Genomic DNA, 26,216 nt, shown 5'->3' with positions numbered 1-26,216 from the left:
TATGTATATAACTCATGCCAATTCAATAATTGAAAGCATAAAAAATAATAAAGGATTTGAACTTTATATATCAAAAAAAAGTTCAAAAACTAAAGAAATTGAAAGTCTGGCCAAAACACAAAATGTAAAAATAATAAGAATAAGTATGAATGAACTTAATAAAATTCTTAAAAACACAAACCATAGGGGGTTTGCATTAAAATTAAAACTTGAAAAAAATAAAAATGTAAAAACACAAACCAAGGATTTTGAAGAATTACTAGAAACATTTAAAAAAAAAGAAAATGTTTTCATTTTACTTCTAGATGAGATAGAAGATCCCCAAAACTTCGGAGCAATCCTTAGAACAGCAGAACAATTCAGTATAGACCTTGTAGTTACTACTCAAAAACGTAGCGCAAAAGACAATTTAACAGTTTTGAGAACTAGCTCTGGTGCAAGTCAATATGTAAAAAAAATAACTGTGACAAACATAAACAACACAATAAATTTTTTAAAAAAACACGACTTTTGGATATACACTGGTGATGTTAAAGGACAAGATATAAACAAAATCAAAATAAACAACAAAAAAGTTGCACTTGTTTTAGGAAATGAAGGTAAAGGTGTACACAAACTAATAAAAGAAAATTCTGATTTTTTAATAAGGATTCCCACTAGCGGCAAAATAGACTCACTTAATGTTTCTGTGTCTACAGGCATTTTAATCTTTGAAATCAAAAGGCAATTAAATATGCTCTAAAACGTCAAATAAAAACTTTATTTAAAAATAAAAAACATCTCAACAAAAACTATTTTAAAAAATTTCCTAACTCAACAGATGCAATAAACCCCTCAGCAGCAGCAGTAATGGCTTGAGCATAAAGCTTATTACTAACATCTCCACACGAAAAAACACCATCAACACTTGTTTTAACAACATCTTTAGTTATAATAAACCCTTCTTCATCCAAATCTAAAAATCCCTTTAAAAATTCTGTATTCGGCTTATAGCCAACAGCCATAAATACAGCATTTACTTCTAATACATAAACAACATTATCTTTTTCATTGAAAATCTTAACCGAAGAAACAGAAGATTTACCATCTACTTCTATGGCTTCTGAATTATACAAAATTTCAATATTTGGCAACTTTGCAACACTATCTCTTAACATAGCAATAGCTCTAAGATAATCTTTTCTTACAATAAGAAATACCTTATCCGCTAATTTGCTTAAATAAATTGCTTCTGAAAGGGCAGTATTACCTCCACCAATTACTGCAACCCTTTTACCTTTAAAAAGATGTCCATCACAAATAGCACAAACCGAAATACCCTTATTCCAAAATAAATCTGAATTTTTAAGAGTTTCAAGTTTTTTAGGTTTTGATCCCACAGCAATAATAATAGCTTTACTTTTATAAACATAATTTTCTGTATAAAGATAAAAAATACCATCCTTTCTTTTTATAGAAAAAACGGTTTTGGGAAAAGTTTTGGCTCCAAGATTTACTACTTGCTCTCTCATATTTAACATCAAATCTCTACCACTTATTCCATTTTTAAAGCCAGGATAATTATAAACTTCTGTGGTTGTAGTAAGCTGCCCGCCAGGCTCAGGTCCTTCTAAAATAGCGGTTTTATAATTGCTCATAACAGAATAAATCCCAGCTGTTAAACCAGCTGGACCAGAACCCACAATTATTACATCCTCAATAAATTCTATCTCTTTTTGAGATAAATTTTCCTTTTTGGTCAGATTTATATCAATAGTTTCAAATTCTAACATATCTAAACTTCAACTCTCTCTTAAAAATTTGAATATTAACATTAACGCTACTAAAATTAATATTCAATACTTAAGATCGACTCATAAGCTTATTGATATTAACCTCAAAAACAGAACATGGAATAAAAATTCCAAAATTATTTAAAACATAAGGTGAAATTTCACCAAAACTACCTACATTCAAGTCTTCAATTAAAATATCCGCGCCCCTACCATTAATATAAAAAGTAGCCTTTGATTCCCTTAAATTAATCTTAATATTTAAATAATAAAAAAGCGTTGCAACAATTGAATTAATCTCATTAAAAGAAATTTCTTTGCCAGACATTAAAAAAGCTAAATTAGTAAAAGTGCTTGTTCCTTCAAAAGTATCCAAATTCTTTAAAGCTACCTTACCAACCTCAAAAATTTTATGTGGATAAGGAAAATTAGAACTAACACTTTCTGATTTTAATAAATTAGGAATTATTGATGCCCTAATATATTCATAATTCTCTGTCATTGGATTAGATACTTTTAAAAAATTTCTATCATTAATATTCATTCTATCAATAAAATCTTTCTTAGAGCCCATATAATTATAAATCATCTCCTGAAATCCCATACCTACCATTAAATTTCTGACATTCCTTGAAAACTCTTCCAAATTGCTAAGCTTTCCAACTGCAAAAGCCTTAGGAAGCTCTGGATTAAAACTTGCAAGACCTTCTCCTATCATTACATCTTCAATTACATCAACCTCATGAAGAAAGTCGTTTCTATAAAAAGGCGGGATAATATAGTTTTTAAAATCTCTAGAATAAGAATTTACTCCCATTTTTTTTAAATTAAGACAAATGCGTTCTAATGTTAAATTGCTTCCAAGCAGTCTATTAACATTTTTAACATTAAACTCCACTTCTTCTTGAAAATAATAAGGGCATACTAATTCTTTAAATTCTAAGCCAAAAGGCTCTCTAAAGACAGTTTTTACGGGCAAAATTTCAAAACCCATATCATAAAAATCACAAGCTACTATAGATAACGCTAACAAAGTTGCTTCAAAATCGATACCTGTAACCTCAATAAATAAATCAGTATCACCGACCTTTAAAGATCCAATATTGTTAGAATTAATTATTGGGGGATAAGAGACTACATTATTATTATTATCTAATAATAACGGATACTTATCAAAATTTTTGATAATATGAGAATATTCCAATCCTTTAGGATGCTTTTCGTTTATTTCTAAAAGGGAAAGCTCACAATCCATTCCTAAAGGAATAAACCTATGATTAGGAGATGAAGCAATATAACTTATTGGGAATTTAATAAACTTAGAATTATACATCCCCATTGCAACTCTTCTCCTCTTTTGTCCATAACTTTGACAAAGTTTTTCTTGAAATTGAATTAATGCCTCAAGCATTCTATTATTAATAATCAATCCTTTTACTAAAAATCCAAAAATAAACGGTCTGATTTGAGATATTTCATTATCCACCAAAATTTCACCATGGCACTTTCTAAAATCCCCTTTTTTTGAAAAAAAATCATAATAAGGCATTTCTCCAAAAAGATACGTTTTTATTTGACGAGCAAGTCCAGTATAAGACCACAAATCTGGTCTATTTGTATCATTAAATTCTATTTTTATTTTTCCTGAACTTTCATCAAACCCATCAAATTCTGCTTTAAATAGTTCAAGTAATTCTGAAATCTCTAAATCTGTAAAATTTCTTCCTATTTTATCTAAAAAAAGATTTTTGTAAATTTCTATCTTTGGCATCTTATATTTCCTCGCCTTAAAACAACATCACTAATATCATAAGTAAAAAGATCTCTTAAATCATTTAAACCCAATTGCATTAAAGCCATTCTATCTATTCCAATCCCCCAAGCAATAACAGGAATATCAATGCCTAAAGGCTTTGTAACTTCTGGTCTAAAAATTCCACTTCCTCCAAGTTCAAACCAGCCAAGAACAGGATGTTTTACATGCATTTCAATCGAAGGTTCAGTAAAGGGAAAATATGCAGGAACATATTTAACTTCTGTAGCACCTGCAAACTCTTTGGCAAAAATTTCAAGAAGACCCAACAAAGTTTTAATGCTAACATTATCCTCAATAACAATACCCTCAGTTTGATAAAAATCGACTCCGTGAGTTGCATCTACTTGATCATATCTAAAACATCTAATAACTCCAAAATATCTGCTTGGATTTTTGGCATTAATCAATTGTTTTGCAGAAAGAACAGTACCCTGAGTTCTTAAAACCAACCTCTTAGAAAGATCTTCATTAAAACTATATCTCCAGCCTCTTGAACCTGTTGTATGGCCTGTTTCGTGAGCTAATTTTACATTAGAAAAATAAGGTTCGGGCAAAGATTTTTGCATACTAGGATCTGAAATATAATAAACATCCTTAATATCACGAGAAGGATGAAATTGAGGCATAAAAAGAGCATCATTGTTGAAAAATTCTGTTTCTACTAAAGGACCGTCAAACTCTTCAAAACCAAGACCTACTAATTTGTCTTTAATTTTAGAAATATAATCTAAATAAGAATTAAAGCGCCCAATAAAAGTTTTAGCTGATGGAGTATGAATATTGTAAGCTCTAAATTCTTTATTCTCATAAGTTTTATTTTTTAAAATTTCAGGAGTAAGCTTAGTAAGCTCATCTCCTGTTAATCTACTTTTAATTAAAAAATTTTTTACTTCCAATCCAAAACTAGATAATCTAAACTTTAAATCAAGTTTTTCTATTATTTTAAAAAATACAGAATCCGATCCTTTTTTCTTAGCAAAATTTGATATTAATAAAAGCTCTTCGGTTGTTAAACTTTCTCTAATAAGATTGCTACTTTTTGCCCTTTCTAACAAAACACGTATTTTTTGATAATTAGCCTCTATGCCGTCGTATAAACAATTTATAATAATCTTTTTATTTAAATCAAGAGAAAGAATGCCCTCTTTTAATAAATTTCCAAACGCTTTTTTTACTTCTTTAGCATCAAGATCCAGCTCTAAAGCCAAATCTGAAACCAATACTGCATTTTTAGAGACCAGATTTATTATTTTCTCTTCAACAAACCCATCTCTTAAAACGTTAAGCCCCCTTTCTGTTGCTTTATAAAATACATTTAATTTCCTATGAATTTCTTCAATAATCCTTTTAGAATTTAGCCATTCAATTGTTTTATTTGCCTGACCTTCATTAAACCCTAATTTTTCAATAATAATTGAAGCAGAAATATCATCCTTTTCTTGATTATTTAAAATTACTTTTATCTCAAGAGGATGTAATGTTTTTATTAAATTTAAATCTGCCTTCATAAATATAACCTTTAATCACCCTTATTACTTATACCAAGCTCTAAAATAAGCTCAACTTCACCAATAGATAATTTAGTAGCTCTAGAAATTTCTTCAGCACTCCACCCTTGCCTCATTAATTTTATTACAGAATTTCTAACAGTTTCATTATTAAAACCAACATTATCTTGATATTTAGAATCTGTTTTAACAAGAATACCAAGAGTTTTTATTCTCTCTTCTGCTGCAACATTTAAATTCTCCAACCTTGTCTCAGATTTAACTACTTTCTCTCTCATAATTAAAGTATTTTTCAACCTATTTTCAATATCTAAGAGCATTTCCTTTAAATTTTCAGCATTAATCAACACTTCTTCTGACAACCCTTTGTTTAATAAGAGACTAGAAACAACATTTTCCATATCTTTGAGATTGTCCTGAAACTTAGCGCTCTCTTTATTTAAAGTATTAAATCTTTTTTCCACTTCATTTATTAAATCAAAATTTTTATCAACGGACTCTATAGTACTCTTTAATATACCCTCTTTGTTGCTAATCCTTTCATAATTATCAAGAATAGTTCTCTGCTCATCGGCTATCTCTTTTATTTTAGCCTTATAAATTTGCATTTCATCATAAGATTCGATCAAACTCTTATATCTACTATCAAATGAAGAATAAAATTCAAAAAATCTATTAAAATCATTCTTAATAACCTTAATAGATTCCTGTTCTAACTTTAACTCATTAAAAGTTTCAATAATACCCAATGTTTCTTTTTGAATATTATGGAATTCTTTGTTAACATTTTCAAAATTATTTTTATATTCCTGAGCAGAGTCTATCTCATTCTTTAAAGTCTCCCATAATTTTTCCAACTTGTCCTTAAGAGAATAAGCCTCCAAAAATATCGAATTATTTTTTTCAAGCTCAGCATCTAATTTTTTAAAATTTGCAATTTGCAGATTTATTTTATTATAACTATCTTCAAATTCTTTTCTCAAATCAGATTTATATTCAACCAAATTGTCTTTAATGTCACTAATAAATTTATTAAATTCAATATCACAATTTAATATTTTAGATTCAAGCCCTAAAATATTAGTATCAACTTCTTTTAATAATTCTTTATGATTTTTCTTAAATTCAGCTTCAAATTTATCAATTTGTTCTTGTAGGCCATTCTTTATGGTTTGAATCTCCAATGTTGAATGTTTTAAACTTTTTTTAAGCTCATCCTCAAGTAAACTAAACTCTGATTTTATTGATTTAGAAAACGAATTATATTCATTTTCAATTGATGTCTCAATATTATTTCTATATAAACTAATTTTTTCAGAAAATTCTGAAATATTTTTATGCATTAATTCAATTTGACCCTCAAAACTTTCTTTATCACTAGAGATTACATCAACCATTTCCCGCCTTACTTTATCAAGATTAGAAGACAAGTTCGTAAATTCATGCTCCAATTTTTGATTAAGCTCAAAAATCCTATCTTCAAGATTCTTTTGCTGAGTTAAAAATTTCACTTCTGCTTGAATTAAAATGTCTTCAGCTTTCTTATTAACCCTTTCGTCTATCTTTTCTACTTTAAAATCAACAATTTTTTCAAAATCTAAAACTTTAAGATTTAATGATTCACCAATATTTTTAAAATCAAGATGAACTGATTGTTCAATTTTTTTAGCCTCGCTTTGCAAATTGCCAAAAATCTCTTCAGCCTTAATTTCAAAACCATCTTTAAAAGATTCTAAACCAATCTTAACATTAAGAATATCATTCTCAAATGACCTAATTTCAAGCTCAGCAAGACTTATTTTCTTTTCTATTGCACTATAAGATTTTTCTTGCCAATTTTTTACATCATCTTTTATATTTAAAAACCAAGAATCAATAATATTTTGCCGATTATTTACAAAATCAATAAATTCATCTACCCTCCCGGTAATATTAGTTTCCATTAAAGCTATCTCATTCTCCATATCTTTTTTTTTATAAGAAAATTCTTTAGTAAAATCCAAATAAAAATTTTCTTTATCATTTTTGATTTTTTGTTCAATATCTAGGCTAAAACTTTGAATAAGCTCTGTTTTGTCTTCTAAATTTTTAGATAAATTATGTTCTAAATCTTGAATTTTATCATTATATGAAGAAATAAAGTTTTCCAAAGAATATTTAAGCTCTTCACCTCTAATTTTCAAATCCTTGAAAAAATCTTCTTCTAATAGCTTAAGATGTGATGAAACATTATGATAAGACTCCTCTTTTAATCTAATAACATCTTTTTCAACATTATTTAAATCAGATTCAAGATTTTTAAGATTTTTCAGTTGAGATTCAAGCTCAAAAATCATCTCTTTATTCGAATGCTTAAACTCTTGACTTAAAGTTGTAATATAAGAATTTAATCTTTCTAAAAACTCATCATGCATATCAACATACTTTTTCTCAAGACTATCATATTGACTTAAAGCTAAATTATCAATGGCTTTAATTTTGTTGTCAATTTTACTCTCCAAATCTAATTGACCTTCATTACACCTTTCTTCAAGTTCAATATACTTAAGATTAAAATCATTGGCTATTTTATCAATACATCCATTCACCTTGTCATTCAAATTTTTTTCTATGCTATCAAAAGTATTCTCAATCAATTTTAAAGAATCAATTCTTTTATGAATTTCATTTTCATACTTTACAATGTCATCGTCAATTAAAGTGTTTACCCTTTTTATACAAACTTCAAAATGATTTTTTATACTCTCTTCAACGCCTACCTTAATCTCTCCAAATTGAGAATTTATAATGCCGTAACAATCTTTAATTTTATCTCTTAATTCTTTTTCAAACTCTAAAATATCTTTTGATCTTTGCTCTATTATTTCAAAATTATGATCCATTTCAGAAATCTTAACCTGCAAATTTTCATCATTGATTGTAAGTGTTTTATAAATCTCATCTCTAATTTTTGAAATAGCTCCCTCGCTCTCAATTAAAAATGTAGAATATCTCTCTTCAAAATTACTCTCAATAAGTTTAAATCTTTCCCTATAAAGATCGTTTAAAAACTCAGACTTACTCTCAATATTATTCTTAAGATCATTTGTTATCTCTCCAAACCTCTCTTTTGCTTGCATAATATCACTATCAATCGCTTTTCTATAATCAATTGCTTCCTCTAATCTAGATTTATAATACTGCTCAATCTCTTTAACAAACTCACTAATTTTTGCCTTTCCATCATCTGTTAGATCTTTAACTTTTAATTCAAATTTTTCAACTTGATATTTTGATACATCAAAAGATTCCTTAAGTTTTTGAAGATTTTCATCCATACCTTTACTAAGACTATCTATTTTATCTGTTAATCTTCTATTTAGATTTTCAATCTCATGCATTATTTCATTTTCAAGTTTGCTAAAAATATTTTCTGAATACCCTCTATAATTAGATATCACCTCATTATATTTCCCATTAATTTCTTTGTTTATATCATTAAACTTTATACTAAGAGAATCAAGAGTAATGTCTATATTAGCCTGAAAAGACGCAATATCAGTTCTTTTGTCCTGCAATAAACTATCAACCTCTTTAACAAATTCCTCTGAATTATTTAAAACTACAGCAAACTTTTTTGACAAATTTTCTTCAAGTTCTCTGGCCTCTTTATCAAAATGATTGATTATATCTTGTAAAAGCTCGTCAGAATATATAGCACCTTGATTTCTAAACTCATCTATTTTCTCAAGATAATAACTCTCAAGACTTTCTATAGAAAATTTAAGCTCTTTGATTTTTGTAGTTACCTCAGAATCTATTAAATCCAGATCAACTTTACCCGAAGACAATAAATTCTCAATTTTAACGGTTATTTCGTTTAATTTGTCTTGCCAATCACTAAGCTTGTTATCTACTTCATTGTTAATTGAATCTTTCCTATTTAAAATATCTTCAGAAATTCTATCTAAAAAATCATCAATTTGCTTTTGATTGTCTGATTTTATATTAGATACAATTTGTAATTTTGATTCAATAAATTCATTAAGATCAGATTTAAAATTATTTAAAATATCTTCTGATTCAATCTTGAAATCTTTTAACTTATAATCACATTCTTCAATCTTGCTTATAATAAAATTATTCTTATCATCAAACTTTTTATTCAAATCTTCAAGCATAAATACACTTTTATCTTTAATTATTTCTGTTTGCCTATTAATAAATTCTTTAATTCCCAATATAGCCTCATCACTTTGTGAATATGACATATCTTTTAATTCTTTATATTTCTCTATCACCAAACTCTCAATATCGCCTGTTTTTAACAAAACATATTCCATTCTATCGCTAACATCTCTTTCTAAATTTTCTATCTTTAAAGTAGCAGACGAAAGTAGCTCTTCACTAGAAATCTTAATATCAAGCAACGATTTATTTAAAGCAATAAGCTCATCTTTCCAATTACCATGCATGTCCATAGCTTTTTTTTGAATATGATCTGAAAGATCATTAAAAACACTCTCACTAAGCTCTATTCCTTTGTCTTTCTGAATCTGAATTAAACTTAAAAATTCTTCATTTGTTTTATTTATTTGAGATTCAATGTTTTTTAAATTAGAATCCATTTCCCCTTGCCACTTTGAATATTGAAGTTTGCTTTCTTCTAGTTTACTAACAAAAATATTTACCTCATCGTAATAACGATCCTTAAACTCTACTATATTTTTACCAATTTCATCTTTAATGTTAATTAAGCTAGTATTAAAATCTTGCTTTAAAATCTCTTGATTTTCTTCAAAAGAATTACACAAAGATCTAATTTCATTTTCTAATTTTTTGTTTAAATCTTGGAATTCTTGATAATTATTAATCGCATTCTGAGAGAGTGTGTCAAATTTCTCACCATAAATTAAAGAAAACTCATCCATTTCTGCTGTTAATTTATCTGTAAAGTCTTTATATTTGGATTCCATTTGATCTTCAAATTTAGAGCTGCTAGAATCTAAATATTCAAAAAGAGTCGTGTACTTGGCATTTATATTATCAGTTAAATTTGAATAATTATTATTAAACTTTGCATTAATTTCTTCAAAATTAGAAATCAAATTATTATTAAGCTGAATAAGCTTGTCTTGAATATTTGAATCAACATCTAAAAGTTGAGATTCTAATTGCATTTTAAGTTGATTAATATCATTTTTAAAACTTTCACCAAATACTTCAATATCTGCCCCAAATTTATTTTTAAATTCAAGATATATTCCATTAGAATCATCTTCAAGCCTTTTCATTAAATCTATAGCACCTACTTGAACACTTTCCATTTTAGAATTCAAATCTAACAAACTAAGCTCTACCTTTTCTCTAATATTTTTATTAACTTGTTTTATTTTATCTTCATAATCATCATAAATATTTTTAAGATTCAATTCAGTTTGAGATCTAAATTTATCAAAAACATCATCAACCTGCTCCTCATACTTTCCTACCTCTATTCGTATTGATTCCTCAAGTGAATTAATTCTTGAATAAACATTATCCTTAAAAGAAGAAGTCATAGTAGAAATTTCATTCTCCACTAAAATCAACTTATCCTCAAGTTTATCTTGAATTTCCTTAGAACGATCATCAACGTATGTAAAGATATCATTAAATTTATTTTGTAATTCTTCATTCAGTCTATTTAAAATAAAATCTTCTTTCTCATTAATTTTATTCTTTAAGCTCTCCATAATAAGCTCTATAGAATCTTCTATTAACTTATATTTGTTCTCATAAAAAATAAAAGAACTTTCTATATCTTTGTTATATTTGCCAATATTAAATTCAACTTTTTCAAGAAAATCGTTAAATTCTAAATCTAATTTTTCATTACCCTTAACTAAAATATCCTTTTTTCTCTCTTCAATATTTGCTAAATTTTTTTCGTAAAGATCAATTTCTTTATTCAAATTGTCCATTTTAAAAACAAGATCCTTAATATTAATATCAAACTTTTCCCAACTAGCAATTTTGATAGACTCGAGATTTTCTTTATTAGTCTTGTCAAATTTTTCTAACACTGAATTTAAATTTGATTCAACCGAATCAATCTGAGCATTAAACCCTTTTAAAGTTTTTGAAAGTTTATCTACTATTTTCCCATCAACTTGCAATCTTTGTATATTTTCTTGAACTTTAAAGGTCATTTCATCAAGATCTTTAAGCATAGAATCATGATAAGCTATTTTTTTTTCAACCTCTGCAAAATCGTTGCTTTTGTTTTTAATCTTTTGCTGAACTTCGTCAATCTTCTTTATTATTTCTATACTAGATCTTTGATAAGCTTCCATATCAACAGCAAGATCATTAATCTCTTTTGTCTTATCTTCAATAAAATCTTCAAGATTAACCTTTGCAAGATCGATAAACTTTTTAATTTTATCTAAAGCTCTAGAACGCTTATCATATTGCCTATAAACAAACAAAACTATTGAAACCAAAAAAAGGTTAACTAAAATAGTTGCAAAATCTATCATAAAATATTATACCCATATTCTATATATTCATACGTATATATTCTCTTAAGTCTTTATAATTATGAAAAATAAAATCAACCATCTCTTTGCAATTTATATTCTTTTTTGAAAAAAAAGCTGCTTTCATTGAAACGTTCTTAGCACCCACAATGTCATATTCATAAGAATTCCCTACATACAAAATATTATTACTACTTAAATTTAAATCCTCAATAACTTTTAAAAAAGGCACTTTATGTGGCTTTAAATATCCAGTATCTTCTGAGGAATAAAGAATATCCCAAAAACTGTCTTGAATGCCTAATAAATTTTTGACACGATCTAAAATAGGAAAGTCTGACATTACTCCTAATTTTATTCCCTTAAATTTAAGCCAATAAATTAAATCTTGAACGCCAAGATATGGCTTGAGTTTTTTAAACTTATCGCTAAAAATCTGACTGTAATATATTTTATTTAATAAAAAAGCACATCTATTCTCATTAAGATTCAAATGCCGAGAAAGCATTTTAACCTGAAGAGAAAACAACTCATCCCGATTTGAAGGCGAAAATTGATTGTTTTGTAAAATTCGTATTTTTTTCCTAATCTGTTTAAAAGCTAAAAAAAACTTTACATTAGTTAAAAATTCAAAAAACATTAATTTATTTCTATCCACCTCAGGGTATAAGGTGCCATCTAAATCAAATACTACAGCTTTAATCATGATGATTAATTATTTGCCTTTATAGGTATAGGTACTATCGGTAAATTTCTAGGAATCTTAACTCTAACTAAATGAATATAAGAGTTTGGATATCTTTTTTGAAGTGACTTTATTGAAGTCTCAGCATTAACCTCGTTAACAGAAACTCTAAAAATCCTATTTTCATCAAGAAATGGAAGAAACAAAACAACATGTTTATGAAGCACCATACCTGATAAATTGCTAACATCTGTGCTAATAGATCCAAAATAAATATATCCGGGCTCGTCTAAAGCTAGACTATATAATAAAAACTCTAAATTTTTAATTTTATAGCCACGATTGTCGATATAATCAAAAAACTTAATATTATTGACATCATTTTCCTTAATTTTAGATAAATCTAAATCCATATTAATATTATTTATCCTATAAGCAATATTACGAATCCAATCAAGACCAAAAAAAGGATCTCTGTTAAATTCATGACTTTTAGTAAAAGCACCGCCTCTAACACCAATATGTCTAAGCTTAAGATCATCAATTCTTAAAAGTCGTCCCGTCATTGATTTATAAATCGAATCTGCTACCCATTTAACAAATCCTGAACAATTAAATCCTACAGAATCTTTTTGCAACAAACCAGTTTTTATATACACCATTTTACCATGCTCATCCATTGCACCATCAGCAACCTCAGCAATAGAAAAAGACTTAAGAGCCTTCCTTAAACTAATTACCATATTAGAAATATCTTTATAAATATCAAAATATTCAGGAATAAAGTACCTAAAGTCAATAACCTGACCAATATAATTTATTATATTGCCAAGCGAAATTACTGCAATGTCCTCAATCTTAAAAGGCAATTTAACATCTTTATAAATTAAAGTATTTATTAAGTAAAAATCAGCACTAGAAGAAAATTTTGCAGGCCTTATTCTAATAAAAGAATCTCCTCTGTTTATGAAAAATATTTTTATCTGTTCAATACCGTCTTTGCCTACTTTAATAACATAAGACCCTGGAAAAATATAATTTACATTCTTTTTTTTATTAAAAAAAGAATAATAAACATGCCCAGAAGAAACTTCACTTGAAACTTCAATATAATAATTTTCTGTAATAAAATGCTTTATCGGACTTATTTTTTTTTGCACATAGCTTGAATTAAAATATTTTGAATACATAGTCCTTATATCAAAATCATAAAAAGAACTCTCAAACGCAAAAAGATTTGGACTCTTAATCATTAATAAAAAAAATATATATTTCACTTTAAATCTCTTATTTTTTCTCTCAATTCTACTAAAATTGGAACATTGTTATATCCAATTTTACGCAAATTATTTACTAAATAATTATAGTAAGAATTTGGAAAATTCTTTATTTTATTTGTAAAAAGAATAAACTTTACAGGATTGGTATTAACTTGTGTAATATATTTTATTTTATAAGAAATATTTAAATGATAATCTTTGATCCATAAATTTAACATTTTATTTAAATCTGGAGTGCTAGTTTTAAGCTCAAGCTGATCTTTTAACTTAAAAACCTCTTTAAAAAGAGAGTCTATACCCATCCTTTTATGAACAGAAATTCTAAATATAGGAGCAAAATTTAAAACAGGAAAAAAAAATTTCACACGACTCTTTAATGCTTCAAAATAATCTTTAGATTCTCTCTCCACAAGATCCCACTTACTAAACACGATAATAATTCCTTTCCCCTTTTTAGCAATATAATGAGCAATCTTTTTATCCTGAGAAGTCAATTCTTCTTTAACATCAATCAACAAAAATACAATATCCACCATGTCGATTACTTTTAATGCCCTATTAACAGAATAATATTCAACAATTTCATTTACTCTTGCTCTTCGCCTTATCCCAGCTGTATCAATAATCTCAAAAACTTTACCGCCTCTAGTTAACTTAGTTTTAATAAAATCTCTAGTAGTGCCGGGTTGATCTGAAACAATTGAAATTTCACTTCTAGATAAATAATTAATAAGGGTCGATTTGCCTGAATTAGGCTTACCTATAATTCCAAGCCTAATATTAACTTCATCTTCAATATTAGCTTCACCAACTTCTGATTTTAAAAAATCTCTAAGCTTAGTAATGCCTCTACAATGAGCTGCGCTAACCAGAAAATAGCGCTTGAACCCTAAATTATGAAATTCATGAGCTAAAAATTCCTTATCTTTAGTGTCTACTTTGTTTAAAACCAAAATTACCTTAGTACTATATTTCCTCAGTCTTTCAATAATCTGATAATCTTCAAGTAAAATTTCATTAACATCTAAAACTAATAAAATTAAATCGACTTTTTCTAAAGAGCTCAAAACTTTTTGCACAATAATTTTACTAATCTCATCTTTTAAAGTCGTAAATCCACCAGTATCAATTAATTTAAAATTAAAAGAACCAACCTTACAAACCTCTTCAACTAAATCTCTAGTAACACCGTATGTACTCTCAGTGATACTTCTTTTTGAATCTAAAATTCGATTAAATAAAGCAGATTTCCCGACATTTGGTCTACCAACAATAAGAACCTTTTTATAACTAAGCAAAGCAAATACACCTCTTTATTTATTCCGATATTTCCATTATAATATCAAATATTAGTATTTATGCCAATTGCAAATGAGTGTTTATATTGAAAAGAAAAAAAGGCTCAAGCTCAACCAAATCAGACACACTTTTAATTTTAGTTGCTATTATTTTAACAATAATTAGCGCAGTATTAATAACTAAAAATCCAATTATTATGCATATTTTTAAGGAGAAAAACTACGATAACAATTTGCTTGAATCAAGCCAAACACCAAATAATCAATTAATTGAAGCTGTAAAAGACACCAATAAAAATACAAATATAAAAATGCTTAAAAATGAAAATTTTTTAATCCAGCCACCAGAAATAAAAAAACTTGAAGAAGAACTCAATCAAAATCAAAGAAATAATAACCTTAAAAACAAAAAATTTATTAAACTTTATTTTATAAAAGTCACGCCAGAAGGCTATTTTTTAAGACAAACTGTAAAACGAGCTATATATTACGACAAAAATATTCTTGAAGAAACGATAAAATCTTTAATCAAAGGGCCAAATGAATACGAGCTAAAAAATAATTTTTTAAGTTTAATCCCTATAAAAACTAAGCTGTTAAGCTTAAGCCTAAGCGAAGGAATTGCCAAAATAAACTTGTCTAAAGAATTTTATGAAAATAGTTTCGGAATTGAGGGAATAATTAATCAAATCGCTCAAATAACCTTAACATGTATTGAAATTAAAGGAATTTCTGGAATAATTTTAACAATAGAAAATAATCCAATAATACTTGAGGAATTAAACTTAAACTTCTCAGGAATATTAAATAAAAAAATTTTAGACAAATATTAAAATTCAATGTTGTTAATCAATTGCATAGAACTTGCAATATCTAAAACACTTGACCTAACAACTAAAAACATAAATTCTTGATTGCCTTTTTTACCTTTAGTTTTTAGCTTTAATATATTTTTAACTTGTAATTTATTTTTATAGAACTTTTCAATTACACTTTGCAAAATCATCTTTAAATACTTGCCATTCACAACACCATTAAAATTTTTTATATCTAAATTTAAACCTTTAAGCTCAAACTGAGGTTTGATCAAAACTATAATAAAATTATCAGAAAGTTTATTTATTAAATTTACACATATGCTTATTGACGATCTAAAAGAAACATCTACAACGGCAAAATTAGGCACAATTTCAAATTCTATAACATCAAAAATATTAGTTCTCTCTAAAACCCTAACTCTTGGGTCAATTCTCAATTTATAAGAAAGTTGATTAATGCCTACATCAATTGAATAAACAAAATTAGCACCACACTGCAAAAGGCAATCAGTAAAACCACCTGTTGAAGAACCAACATCAACACAAACCTTATTTTTAACTTCGATCTTAAAATCCTCAAGAGCTTCTAAAAGCTTATACCCCCCCCTTGATACAAATACTTGAAAAGTATTCTCAACTAAATCTATTTTACTTGTTTTGTTTATTAACATTTTAGGATTTTTTTCTTTATGAGAATTTACATATACATTCCCTGTTAAAATCAAAACTATTAATTCTTCTCGTGTTTTTTCTGGATACCTTTTACAAAGTATATTTAATAAATTATTTCTGAATACTTTCAATTTTTAAAGCACGGCCTGTCTTTAAACTAGAAGTAATGATAACTCCCTGTAAAATTATATCATTTTCTACAACTTCAGCTCTTAAAGAAGTATATTCAAGCAAACCTTTAAGAGAAATATCAGGATTAAATCCTATTACAGAATTTAATCCGCCTGTCATTCCAACATCACTAATATAGGCTGTCCCTTTTGACAATATCCTTTCATCCTTAGTCATAACATGAGTATGAGTACCAACTATGCCTGTTACAAGTCCATTTAAAAAATATCCAAAACTTTCTTTTTCATAATTACTCTCAGCATGAAAATCTACAAAAATAGTTCTAACCTTATTGCTTAGCATATTAACCAATTTTTTTGTGTTATCAAAAGGATTCTTGACAATAAAATTCATATTTAAAACCCCTTGAACATTAACCACAGCAACCCTTTCATCTCTAATAGTCAAAAAACAATAACCATGCCCATCTAACAAATCTGAAAAATTATTTGGCCTTAAGATATACGTCTGCTTATTTAGGTAATCATTTATTTTGTAATTAGAATATACATGATTACCAGTAGTAATAACATTAACGCCCGATCTAAAAAGATTATTTGCTATTTCTGGAGTTATTCCAAAACCATTTGAAGAATTTTCTCCATTAGCAATTACCAAATCTATTCTATACTTGTTCTTAATATTTTTAAGATTAAAAAAAACCTTTTTTAATCCACTCTCGCCTATTATATCCCCAATTATTAAGGTTTTAATAGTACTATCTGGCATATTCAATAACTCTGGTTTCACGAATAATTGTAACTTTAATTTTTCCAGGATACCTCATTTCAGCTTCTATTTTCTTAGCAATGCCTCTTGCAAGCAAAATTGATTTTTCATCATTAACTAAAGCATTGTCAACAATAATCCTAACCTCGCGACCAGCTTGAATAGCATAACATTTTTGAACACCTTCAAAACTATAAGCAATATCTTCAAGTCTTTTAAGTCTATTTATATAGTTATTTAAACTTTCCCGCCTTGCTCCAGGACGAGATGCTGAGATAGCGTCTGCTATTTGAACAACAATGGCTTCAAGGCTCTCAGGTTTTACTTCGTTATGATGAGCAGCAATAGCATTAACAACAATTTCACTTTCGCCGCAACTTTGAGCAAGTTCGGCGCCAGTAATGGCATGTCCTTCGCTATTCTCAGAAATACTTTCCATCCCTTTTCCAATATCATGCAAAAGACAGGCTCTTTTTACTACAATAGGGTCTAATTTCATCTCTTTAGCTAAAATTTCTCCTATTATAGCCGTTTCTTTAGAATGGCTTAAAACATTTTGACCATAACTACTTCTAAAATAAAGCCTTCCCAATCCTCTAATAAGTCTCTTATCAAGCCCATGGATATTAAGATCAAAAACTACTTTTTCACCTTCTTCTTGAATAATGCTATTTATCTCATTAGTAACATTATATACAACTTCCTCAATCCTAGCAGGATGAATTCTACCATCTGTAACAAGTCTTTCTAATGTTCTCTTAGCAAGCTCTTTTCTTATTGGATCAAAGCAAGATATAACAACAGCCTCAGGAGTATCATCAATAATAATATCGGCCCCTATTAAAGTCTCAAGAGCCCTAATATTGCGACCTTCTTTACCTATAATCCTGCCTTTCATTTCATCATTGGGTAATTCAACAGAAGCTACTGTAAACTCCGAACTTACCTCTGTAACAATACGCTGCATAGTAGATACTATAATATCTTTTGCAACTTTATCTGCCAATAACTGGGCTTCCTGTTCACTTTTATTAATAATAACTTGAACATCTCTTCTAGACTCATGCTCAACTTTTTCAATTACAATTTTTCTTGCATCTTCTCTTGTAAGACCAGAAATATTTTCCAATCTCTTAACAAGATCAGCCTCTTTTTCCCTTATTGCTTTTTCTTTTTGTTCAAATTCTTTAATTTTAAAATCAATTCTGGACTGCTGTTTATCAAGAGCAGATATCCTCTTGTCTAAGGTTTCTTCTCTTTGTAATAATCTTTTTTCTAGATTAACAATCTCATTTTTCCTATCTCTTATATCCCTATCTTGCTGGTTTTTTTCTTTAAGCATTTGAGATTTTGCATTGGCAATAATTTGCCTTCTTTCATTTTCTATCTCTAATTGTGATTCTACCCTTACTTTTGTCAGATTCTTTTCTAAATCTAATAAAGACAATCTACCTAAAAAAACTCTTACTAAAAATCCTAATATAAAGCCAGCAAAAATAGAAGAAAAAATAATATATATCATATCATTTAACTCCTATGCTGTTTAAAAGTAATTTAAACTTTAATCTTTAAAACAGTGCGCTCAATTATCAATAATTATTCAACTTTCAAAGGTTTTTCAACTAACTCTAGGATAGCCATTTCAGCTGCATCTCCATATCTTTTTCCCAATTTAATAATCCGAGTATACCCACCACTTCTTTGTCTAAAAACAGGAGAAATTTTGGTAAATAGCTTATTTAAAATATACTTATCATGTATAAATTTTGATAATTCTCGCCTATTATGAACAGTATCAACCTTCGCTTTTGTAATTAATCTTTCAGTAAATCTTTTAACTTCAAACAATTTTGCCCTAGTAGAAGAAATTTTTTCATGTTTTAAAAAAGAAATTACCATATTCTTTAAAAGCGCTCTCCTATGGCTAGATTTTCTACTTAACCTATTAAAACCCAATTTTGTTTTCATGAAACAACCTAAACTCTCCTTTTATTCAGATATTTTAACATTCTTACTCAATACAGATAAAGCATCTTCTTTAGACATTCCTAAAAACAATCGATAAGAACCGAGCTTTTCAATTATCTCTTCTAAACTTTTTTTCCCAAAATTTCTCGCCTTAGAAAGCTCTTCTGCATTTTTACTTATAAGTTCCCCTAAAGTTCTAACATTTTCTTTAACTAAACAATTTAAAGACCTAACTGATAAATCCAATTTTTCAATACTCATATCAAGCAAGTTAGAATTTTCTGATTTTGATTTTTCAAAAGATATATTAATATTATCTTCAAAATCTACAAGAGGAAATAAAAATTCCCTTACTATTGATGCGGCCTTTTTTATTGCATCCTTAGCAGAAATCACACCTGTAGTCCAAATTTCCATTACAAGCTTGTCATAATCTGACCTTTGGCCAACCCTAGTATCTTCTACAGAATATGAAACTTTTTCTATAGGCGAAAATATAGAATCTAAGGCAATAACATTAACTTCTTCTAAATACTTGGAATTTTGCTCAGAAGACACATATCCTCTACCATAATTAATTTGAAATTCAAGATCTAAATTAACATCACTTGATAAAGTAGCTATAACTAAATCCTTATTAAAAACTTCAACTCCATCTCTTTCAAAATGAGAAGCTTTCAAAACATTGGTATCTTTACCACTAACACTAAAACTTATTGTCTTCCTTTGTTCTCCTTCTCCAAGTTTCAAATGAATATTTTTAATATTAGCAATAACTTCAAGAGTATCTTCAGAAACTCCAGGAATCAAATCAAATTCACTTGAAACAATCTTTGACGAAGAGTCTTTATTGTTAGACTGAACTCTCATAGCAGTAATTGCATATCCTTCAATAGAAGAAAGTAAAACACGCCTTAAAGTATTACCTATAGTAACTCCAAAGCCTCTTTCAAAAGGATATATCGTAAATTTGCCATAAGCTCCATCATCTTGGCTTTTTAAAAACTCAATTTTTTCAGGTATAGTAAAATCTTTTAAAAATTTTTCTACAGACATCATAACTCCTCTATCTAAACTCGTCTAGTTTTCTTCGGTCTGCACCCATTATGAGGGATAGGGGTAATATCTGAAATTGATTTTACAGTCATCCCAATCGAACCAATAGCTCTTATTGCAGATTCTCTGCCAATACCTGGACCTTTTATATACACATGAACATAATTAATCCCAAAATCTCTCACTTTATTTAAAGCAGATTCTGCTGTTATTTGAGCAGCATATGGAGTCGACTTTTTAGCCCCTTTAAATCCCATCCCACCAGCACTTGCCCAAGCTAAAGCATTCCCCTTTATATCAGACACAGTAACTATGGTATTATTAAAAGTAGCTTGTATATAAACTTTTCCTTCCCCGATATTTCTTTTAATTTTTTTTTTACTATTAGTTGATAATTTTGCGCTCAACTTGCCCTCCAAATCTTAAAAACTATTTCATTTGCTAGCTATTTTCTTATTAGCTACAGTTTTTCTTTTTCCTTTTCTGGTCCTTGCATTCGTTTTAGTTCTCTGTCCTCTCAAAGGCAATCCTTTTCTATGCCTAACACCTCTATAACATGCTATATCCATAAGTCTTTTAATAGACATAGCAACCTCACTTCTGAGTTTTCCTTCTACAACATAATCACTCTCAATTACCTTCCTAAGTCGATTAACCTCATCATTATCTAAATCTTTAGCAATTTTACTTGGAGAGATACTTGCCCTATCGCAAACTTCCATGGCTCTTGTTCTACCTATACCATAAATAGAAGTAAGAGCTATTTTTAATTGTTTATTACTTGGTAAATCTATTCCCGATATTCTAGCCATCTTATTCCCTCTAATTTTTACTTTTGCCTTTGCTTGTGCTTTAAATTATCACAAATAATCCTTAATATACCTTTTCTTTTTATAACTTTACATTTTTCACAAATTGGCTTTACACTTGCCCTAACTTTCATAGTCAAACACTCCTAAATTTTTTGCAAAAATGCATAATTCTTTTTATTTCTATAAGAAAATCCTTGAGTTTTCAAATAAGCATCAATATGAATCAACGTATCAAGCGAAACTCCTATCATAATAAGCAAAGAAGAACCCCCCATTATTTTAGAAACATCATGCGGAAATCTAAAAATATTTTGCACTAAAAATGGAATAATTGCAATAATTGATAAAAAAATAGATCCTGAAAATAAAGTCTTATTCATAATTTCGTCTAAATATTTTTCCATCTCGTCAGACTTTATTCCGGGAATAGTGCCTCCATTCTTACGAATATTATTGCTTATATCTTTAGGACTTAACTGAATCTTAGAATAAAAATAAGTAAATCCGATTATCAAAACTACATTCAAAAAAGTGTAATAAAAGCCATTAGGCCTTAAATAAGATAAAATTTGCCTAGCTATCGAAGAAGTTTCCGCAAAACCGCTTAAAATTTGCAAGGGCAAGGTAATTAAAACAGAAGCAAAAATAACAGGTAAAACACCCGATGGATTCAACTTGATTGGCAAATACGAGCTAACAGTACTATTAGAATTTGCCCTAGCATAATGAATAGCAATTCGCATTTGAGCTTTATATTCATATATAATTAAGATAACAACCAAAATAAATATACTTATAACAAGTATCACAAAAACAGGATTAACATTTTGAGAAGGATCTTGCATGCTTTGGAATAAGTTAAACAAAGCTGCCTGAAGTCTAACCACTATGCCGGAAAAAATTATCAAAGATGTTCCATTGCCTATACCTCTTTGATTAATCTGCTCTCCAAACCACAAAAGAATAAATGTCCCTGTAGTAACTGTTAAAATAGCAATAAATATATATCTATAAAAAGGAATAGTAACCGCGCCTGGAATACTTTTAGCATAAAGACTTGTTGCATATCCTTGAACTACAGCTGCAACTATTGTTAAATATTTTGTATATCTTTTAGTCTTTTGTCTCCCACCATCACCTTCTTGCATTTTTTTCAAAGAAGGGAAAGAATAAACAAGAAGCTGAACAATAATAGATGCTGAAATGTAGGGACCTATACTAAGCATAAATATAGAAAAATTACTAAAAGCTCCGCCTGAAAAAAAATCAAAATAATTAGCAATTGAAAAATCTGATTGTGACTTAAAATAACTTTTAAGCGCTACAGAATCTATTCCGGGTATCGGCAAGTAAGAACCAACTCTAAAAAGAAAAAGAATAAATAAAGTAAACAAAAACTTATTTCTCAAATCCTTAATAGTAAATAAACTTAAAAACAATTCCTTCATTTTTATTCCACTTTAAACTAATTTAATAGTACAGCCAATTTTTGTCACAAGGCTTTCGGCCGATTTAGAAATTTTAGAAACCTCCAAGGAAACTTTTTTTGTAAGATTGCCATTAGACAAAATCTTAATTTTTTTATTTTTCTTTTTCTTTCTTATAAGTTTATTTTCAAGCAAAGTATCATAGTTGACCACTTGTCCATCCTTAAATTTTTTATCTATATCTCCAAGATTAACAATTGCATATTCCAATTTATAATCATTATTAGAAAAACCTCTCCTCGGCAATCTTCTATAAAGAGGAGTCTGCCCACCTTCAAATCCAAGTCTTGGCGAAGTATTTCTTGCTTTTTGACCCTTTTGCCCTCTTCCAGAAGTTTTGCCAAGTCCTGAACCTGGACCTCTGCCAACAATTTTACGTTGCTTGCTAGCTCCCTCGGGCTTTAATAGGTTAAACATTTCTTACCTCACTTAATAAAATCATATTAATAGTCTCGTTAAGCATGCCCTTAATAGATTTATTTAAAAAATGAACCCTTTTGTCGCCTATTTTATTTAAACCCAATGCTTTTAAAACTTTGACCTTTTTATTTAATTTTCCAATAAGACTTCTTACAAGAAAAACCTGCACATTAATATTGCCTTTAGAAATAATTGCCCTATTCTTTTCTATTCTTCTAATAAAACATTTATTCTTAGCCCTAGACCTTGAAGCATTAAACCTGGCCTTCTTTAGCTGTAATCTTAATTTCCTTTTAATCATATATTAACCCCATAAAGTTTTCAAAGTTTTTCCCCGCATCTCTGCCACTTTTTCAGCATCCAAAATCAAATCAAATGCCTTAAAAGTTGCCTTTACTACATTCATAGAATTATTAGAACCAAGAGATTTGCTTAAAATATCATGCACTCCTAAAGCTTCCATTACAGCACGAACAGGACCTCCTGCAATAACACCAGTACCATGAGTAGCTGGCTTGATTAAAACTTTAGCTTTTTTAAAGCAACCAATAACCTCATGCGGCAATGTCCCTTTTCGAATAGGAACAAATCTTAAATTTTTCCTAGCACTTGTTAAACTTTTTTTTATTGCATCGCTAGCATCATTAGCCTTGCCAAAGCCCCAACCAACATGTCCTTCTCCATCTCCAACAACCATAAAAGCAGCAAAAGAAAATCTTCTCCCACCCTTAACAACTTTAGTAACTCTATTGAGTGATATTAATTTTTCTATTTGCTTTCTCTGAACCTGAACATCTACCATAAATACACTCCCTTAAATATTAATACCAAACTCCCTCAAAGAAGTTGCAAAGCTTGCAATAAGTCCATGATACTTATAACCATTTCTGTCAAAAATAAGATTGTTTATATTTTTCTCTTTAAGCCTTTTAGCAAGAACTTCTCCAAGTTTTTTTATATCATCAATATTTTTACTTAAATTAAGATTTTTTTCAATAGTAGAAACACTTGCAACAGTATGTCCCTTAGTATCATCTATAACTTGCGCATAAAAATATCTATTAGATTTAAATACAGTAATTCTTGGCCGGCTAGTTACTCCACGACCTATTTTATCCCTTATTCTTTTTTTACGCCTAAGTTTTTTCTGCTCTGCTTCTTTTATTTTTTTCATAACCACCTAACCCAAAATTTATTTTTTTACACCAGATTTTCCAACTTTTCTCCTAATAACTTCATTATCATACTTAATTCCCTTTCCTTTATATGGCTCTGGTTTTTTTAAACTTCTAATCTCAGCAGCAACCTGACCAACCTTAAACTTATCTATTCCTTCAATAAAAATTTTAGTATTGCCGTCAAGCTTTACACTAATACCATCTGGAATAATATATTCAAACTGTGTTGAATATCCAAGGCTTAAAAAAAGACTATTACCCTGTTGCTCTGCTCTATATCCTATGCCATTTATAGTAAGAGACTTAGAAAATCCTTCAGTTACTCCTTTTACCATGTTAAAAATCAAACTTCTATAAAGACCATGGTAAGCTTTCGACTTTTTATCATTAAAAACTCGATCAACAATAACACTACCATTCTCAACTTTAACATTAATATTATCTTTTATATCTTGAACTAATCTCCCTTTAACGCCCTCAACTATTACCAAATTGTCTTTAACATCAATCCTAACAGTATCTGGAATCTTTACAGGAAGTCTTCCAATACGCGACATATTATCCCCCTATTAAACTACCAAACTGAACAAATCAACTCACCACCTATTTTTTTATCTTTAGCTTCTTTACCAGTAATAATACCTTGAGAAGAAGATACGATTAATATCCCATATCCATTCTTTATTCTTGGCATATTCTTATATGAAGAATAAATTTTTCTACCGGGAGTGGAAATGGCATCTATTTTGTTTATAACAGGATTTCTTTTGCTGTCATACTTTAATAAAACCCTAATAAAAGCAATTCCTTCTTTTTCTAAAAAATTAAAATCTTTGATATAGCCCTCTTCTTTAAGAATATTTAATATTGATTTATTCATATTAGACATCTTTAAATCTACAGACCCATGCTTAACTCTGCTTGCATTTCTCAATTTAGTTAGCATGTCCCCTACCGAATGAGTAATCGCCATAAAATCCCCTTACCAACTTGATTTTGAAACGCCAGGAATTAATCCTTCAGACGCATACTTTCTAAAACATATTCTACACATACAAAAATCTCTCAAATATCCTCTTGGACGGCCACATAACTTACATCTATTATTATGCCTTGTTTTATATTTAGGCTTTCTTAAAGCCCTAATAATCATTGATTTTTTAGCCATATACCTATAAATCCCTTTAATTACTAAATGGCATTCCAAATTTCAAAAGCAAAGCTTTGCTTTCTTTATCATTTGAAGCTGTTGTCACAATTGTGACATTCAAGCCAGATATTCTCTCTATTTTATCATAATCTATCTCAGAAAATATTATTTGTTCCGTTATACCAAAAGAATAATTTCCATTACCATCAAAAGCATCTCCATTAATTCCCCTAAAATCCTTAACCCTTGGCAATGCTAAATGAATAAGCTTATATAAAAATTCATACATTACATTGCCTCTAAGTGTAACTTTAGCGCCTATTTCTTGCCCTTGTCTAATTTTAAACCCAGCTATTGCCTTTTTTGCTTTTGTCTTTACAGCTTTCTGCCCAGTAATCTGAGCAAGCTCTAAAACCGCAGAATCTAACAGCTTCTTATTTCTAACGGCCTCACCAACACCTACAGAAATTATTATTTTCTCAAGCTTGGGAACTTGCATTATAGATTTGTATTCAAATTCCTTAACAAGCTCTTTTATAACACTGTCTTTATAATATTTCTTCAATTCAGGAACATAATTCATAAACTCTATATCCTCTGTCCATTTTTTTTAAGATATCTTATTTTTTCATTATTTTCAAATCTAATGCCTAATCTTGAAGAAGTTCCTTTGATAAATATCATCACATTTGAAATATCTATAGCGGCCTCCTTATCTATTATTTTACCTTTTTCTTGGGGTGTCCTAGCTTTAACGACTTTTTTAACCATATTGCAAGATTCAATAATAACTTTATTTTTCTTTCTATTTATACTAGCAATCTTACCTATTCTTCCCCTATCTTTTCCAGAAAGAATTTTCACACTATCACCTATCTTCAACTTTGTCTTCACAA

The 26,216-nt window shown here is 28.5% G+C and carries 27 protein-coding genes; 2 read left to right on the top strand and 25 right to left on the bottom strand.

All coding sequences use genetic code 11. From position 1 onward, the window contains the following. The first annotated feature begins 1 nt into the window (after nt 1). Nucleotides 2-742 carry a 23S rRNA (guanosine(2251)-2'-O)-methyltransferase RlmB gene (gene rlmB / locus QIA31_RS03115; protein WP_301394212.1) on the top strand — a complete coding sequence of 247 codons (741 nt, stop codon included), beginning with the start codon at nt 2-4 and terminating at the stop codon, nt 740-742. Nucleotides 743-791: 49 nt separating this feature from the next. Here the strand turns inward: rlmB and trxB are convergent, their stop codons facing one another. From trxB to der, 7 genes are all read right to left on the bottom strand, one after another. Next, a complete protein-coding gene (gene trxB, locus QIA31_RS03110) occupies nt 792-1,772 on the bottom strand; it encodes a thioredoxin-disulfide reductase (protein WP_301394211.1) in 981 nt (326 codons plus the stop codon). Between the two features lie 70 nt (nt 1,773-1,842). After that, nucleotides 1,843-3,543: a phenylalanine--tRNA ligase subunit beta gene (gene pheT / locus QIA31_RS03105; protein WP_301394210.1), complete on the bottom strand. Its 1,701-nt coding sequence runs from the start codon at nt 3,541-3,543 to the stop codon at nt 1,843-1,845. Beyond that, nucleotides 3,531-5,096 carry a phenylalanine--tRNA ligase subunit alpha gene (pheS, locus tag QIA31_RS03100; RefSeq protein ID WP_301394209.1) on the bottom strand — a complete coding sequence of 522 codons (1,566 nt, stop codon included), beginning with the start codon at nt 5,094-5,096 and terminating at the stop codon, nt 3,531-3,533. Before pheS ends, pheT begins: the two co-directional genes overlap by 13 nt. An 11-nt stretch (nt 5,097-5,107) precedes the next feature. Further along, nucleotides 5,108-11,596, bottom strand: a complete 6,489-nt coding sequence (locus QIA31_RS03095) for a SpiroCoCo family coiled-coil protein (protein WP_301394208.1) — start codon at nt 11,594-11,596, stop codon at nt 5,108-5,110. A gap of 19 nt (nt 11,597-11,615) precedes the next feature. Beyond that, nucleotides 11,616-12,302: an HAD family hydrolase gene (locus tag QIA31_RS03090; protein WP_301394207.1), complete on the bottom strand. Its 687-nt coding sequence runs from the start codon at nt 12,300-12,302 to the stop codon at nt 11,616-11,618. A gap of 5 nt (nt 12,303-12,307) precedes the next feature. Then, nucleotides 12,308-13,558, bottom strand: a complete 1,251-nt coding sequence (locus QIA31_RS03085) for a hypothetical protein (protein ID WP_301394206.1) — start codon at nt 13,556-13,558, stop codon at nt 12,308-12,310. Next, nucleotides 13,555-14,859: a ribosome biogenesis GTPase Der gene (gene der, locus QIA31_RS03080; protein WP_301394205.1), complete on the bottom strand. Its 1,305-nt coding sequence runs from the start codon at nt 14,857-14,859 to the stop codon at nt 13,555-13,557. Before der ends, QIA31_RS03085 begins: the two co-directional genes overlap by 4 nt. Nucleotides 14,860-14,945: 86 nt before the next feature. Between der and QIA31_RS03075 the strand changes: the two genes are divergently transcribed. Beyond that, on the top strand, nt 14,946-15,692 hold the full coding sequence (locus QIA31_RS03075; RefSeq protein ID WP_301394204.1) for a GerMN domain-containing protein: 747 nt from the start codon (nt 14,946-14,948) through the stop codon (nt 15,690-15,692). Here the strand turns inward: QIA31_RS03075 and QIA31_RS03070 are convergent. The 18 genes from QIA31_RS03070 to rplX all read right to left on the bottom strand — a co-directional run bounded on the left by QIA31_RS03070 (nt 15,689) and on the right by rplX (nt 26,214). Then, nucleotides 15,689-16,480 carry a TlyA family RNA methyltransferase gene (locus QIA31_RS03070; RefSeq protein WP_301394203.1) on the bottom strand — a complete coding sequence of 264 codons (792 nt, stop codon included), beginning with the start codon at nt 16,478-16,480 and terminating at the stop codon, nt 15,689-15,691. The two genes, QIA31_RS03075 and QIA31_RS03070, sit on opposite strands and share 4 nt — an antisense overlap. Then, complete coding sequence (locus QIA31_RS03065) at nt 16,461-17,249, bottom strand: TIGR00282 family metallophosphoesterase (protein WP_301394202.1); 789 nt, start codon at nt 17,247-17,249, stop codon at nt 16,461-16,463. Before QIA31_RS03065 ends, QIA31_RS03070 begins: the two co-directional genes overlap by 20 nt. Further along, on the bottom strand, nt 17,239-18,771 hold the full coding sequence (gene rny / locus QIA31_RS03060) for a ribonuclease Y (protein WP_151074182.1): 1,533 nt from the start codon (nt 18,769-18,771) through the stop codon (nt 17,239-17,241). Before rny ends, QIA31_RS03065 begins: the two co-directional genes overlap by 11 nt. Before the next feature lie 74 nt (nt 18,772-18,845). Beyond that, on the bottom strand, nt 18,846-19,217 hold the full coding sequence (gene rplQ, locus QIA31_RS03055) for a 50S ribosomal protein L17 (protein WP_301394201.1): 372 nt from the start codon (nt 19,215-19,217) through the stop codon (nt 18,846-18,848). 21 nt (nt 19,218-19,238) lie between these two features. Then, nucleotides 19,239-20,273 carry a DNA-directed RNA polymerase subunit alpha gene (locus tag QIA31_RS03050; protein ID WP_301394200.1) on the bottom strand — a complete coding sequence of 345 codons (1,035 nt, stop codon included), beginning with the start codon at nt 20,271-20,273 and terminating at the stop codon, nt 19,239-19,241. A 14-nt stretch (nt 20,274-20,287) separates the two neighbouring features. Then, nucleotides 20,288-20,680 (bottom strand): 30S ribosomal protein S11, encoded by a 393-nt coding sequence (gene rpsK, locus QIA31_RS03045; RefSeq protein ID WP_151060146.1) that lies wholly within the window; start codon nt 20,678-20,680, stop codon nt 20,288-20,290. Between the two features lie 27 nt (nt 20,681-20,707). Next, entirely contained in the window at nt 20,708-21,085 is a 378-nt protein-coding gene (gene rpsM / locus QIA31_RS03040; protein ID WP_301394199.1) for a 30S ribosomal protein S13, read from the bottom strand. A gap of 17 nt (nt 21,086-21,102) precedes the next feature. Next, on the bottom strand, nt 21,103-21,216 hold the full coding sequence (gene rpmJ / locus QIA31_RS03035; RefSeq protein ID WP_151060144.1) for a 50S ribosomal protein L36: 114 nt from the start codon (nt 21,214-21,216) through the stop codon (nt 21,103-21,105). Nucleotides 21,217-21,228: 12 nt separating this feature from the next. After that, nucleotides 21,229-22,533: a preprotein translocase subunit SecY gene (gene secY / locus QIA31_RS03030; RefSeq protein ID WP_301394198.1), complete on the bottom strand. Its 1,305-nt coding sequence runs from the start codon at nt 22,531-22,533 to the stop codon at nt 21,229-21,231. Between the two features lie 12 nt (nt 22,534-22,545). Beyond that, nucleotides 22,546-22,989 (bottom strand): 50S ribosomal protein L15, encoded by a 444-nt coding sequence (gene rplO, locus QIA31_RS03025; RefSeq protein WP_301394197.1) that lies wholly within the window; start codon nt 22,987-22,989, stop codon nt 22,546-22,548. After that, nucleotides 22,982-23,293: a 50S ribosomal protein L30 gene (gene rpmD, locus QIA31_RS03020; RefSeq protein ID WP_301394196.1), complete on the bottom strand. Its 312-nt coding sequence runs from the start codon at nt 23,291-23,293 to the stop codon at nt 22,982-22,984. The genes rplO and rpmD overlap by 8 nt, the downstream gene beginning before the upstream one ends. A 3-nt stretch (nt 23,294-23,296) precedes the next feature. Next, nucleotides 23,297-23,794 (bottom strand): 30S ribosomal protein S5, encoded by a 498-nt coding sequence (gene rpsE, locus QIA31_RS03015; protein ID WP_301394195.1) that lies wholly within the window; start codon nt 23,792-23,794, stop codon nt 23,297-23,299. Nucleotides 23,795-23,806: 12 nt separating this feature from the next. Further along, a complete protein-coding gene (gene rplR / locus QIA31_RS03010; RefSeq protein ID WP_301394194.1) occupies nt 23,807-24,166 on the bottom strand; it encodes a 50S ribosomal protein L18 in 360 nt (119 codons plus the stop codon). Nucleotides 24,167-24,184: 18 nt separating this feature from the next. Beyond that, the gene (gene rplF / locus QIA31_RS03005; RefSeq protein ID WP_301394193.1) at nt 24,185-24,727 is read right to left on the bottom strand and encodes a 50S ribosomal protein L6; all 543 of its coding nucleotides are present in this window, start codon (nt 24,725-24,727) and stop codon (nt 24,185-24,187) included. A gap of 17 nt (nt 24,728-24,744) precedes the next feature. After that, on the bottom strand, nt 24,745-25,143 hold the full coding sequence (gene rpsH, locus QIA31_RS03000; RefSeq protein ID WP_301394192.1) for a 30S ribosomal protein S8: 399 nt from the start codon (nt 25,141-25,143) through the stop codon (nt 24,745-24,747). Between the two features lie 9 nt (nt 25,144-25,152). Then, nucleotides 25,153-25,338, bottom strand: coding sequence for a type Z 30S ribosomal protein S14 (locus QIA31_RS02995; protein WP_151060136.1), 186 nt, complete (start codon nt 25,336-25,338; stop codon nt 25,153-25,155). Between the two features lie 16 nt (nt 25,339-25,354). Next, nucleotides 25,355-25,903 carry a 50S ribosomal protein L5 gene (rplE, locus tag QIA31_RS02990; RefSeq protein ID WP_151073553.1) on the bottom strand — a complete coding sequence of 183 codons (549 nt, stop codon included), beginning with the start codon at nt 25,901-25,903 and terminating at the stop codon, nt 25,355-25,357. Nucleotides 25,904-25,908: 5 nt separating this feature from the next. Then, nucleotides 25,909-26,214, bottom strand: coding sequence for a 50S ribosomal protein L24 (gene rplX, locus QIA31_RS02985; protein WP_301394191.1), 306 nt, complete (start codon nt 26,212-26,214; stop codon nt 25,909-25,911). Nucleotides 26,215-26,216 lie beyond the last annotated feature (2 nt).

It is taken from the genome of [Borrelia] turdi, assembly GCF_030439285.2.
In the GTDB taxonomy this organism is placed as follows: domain Bacteria; phylum Spirochaetota; class Spirochaetia; order Borreliales; family Borreliaceae; genus Borreliella; species Borreliella turdi.
This window is presented reverse-complemented; position numbering and strand designations above follow the sequence as displayed.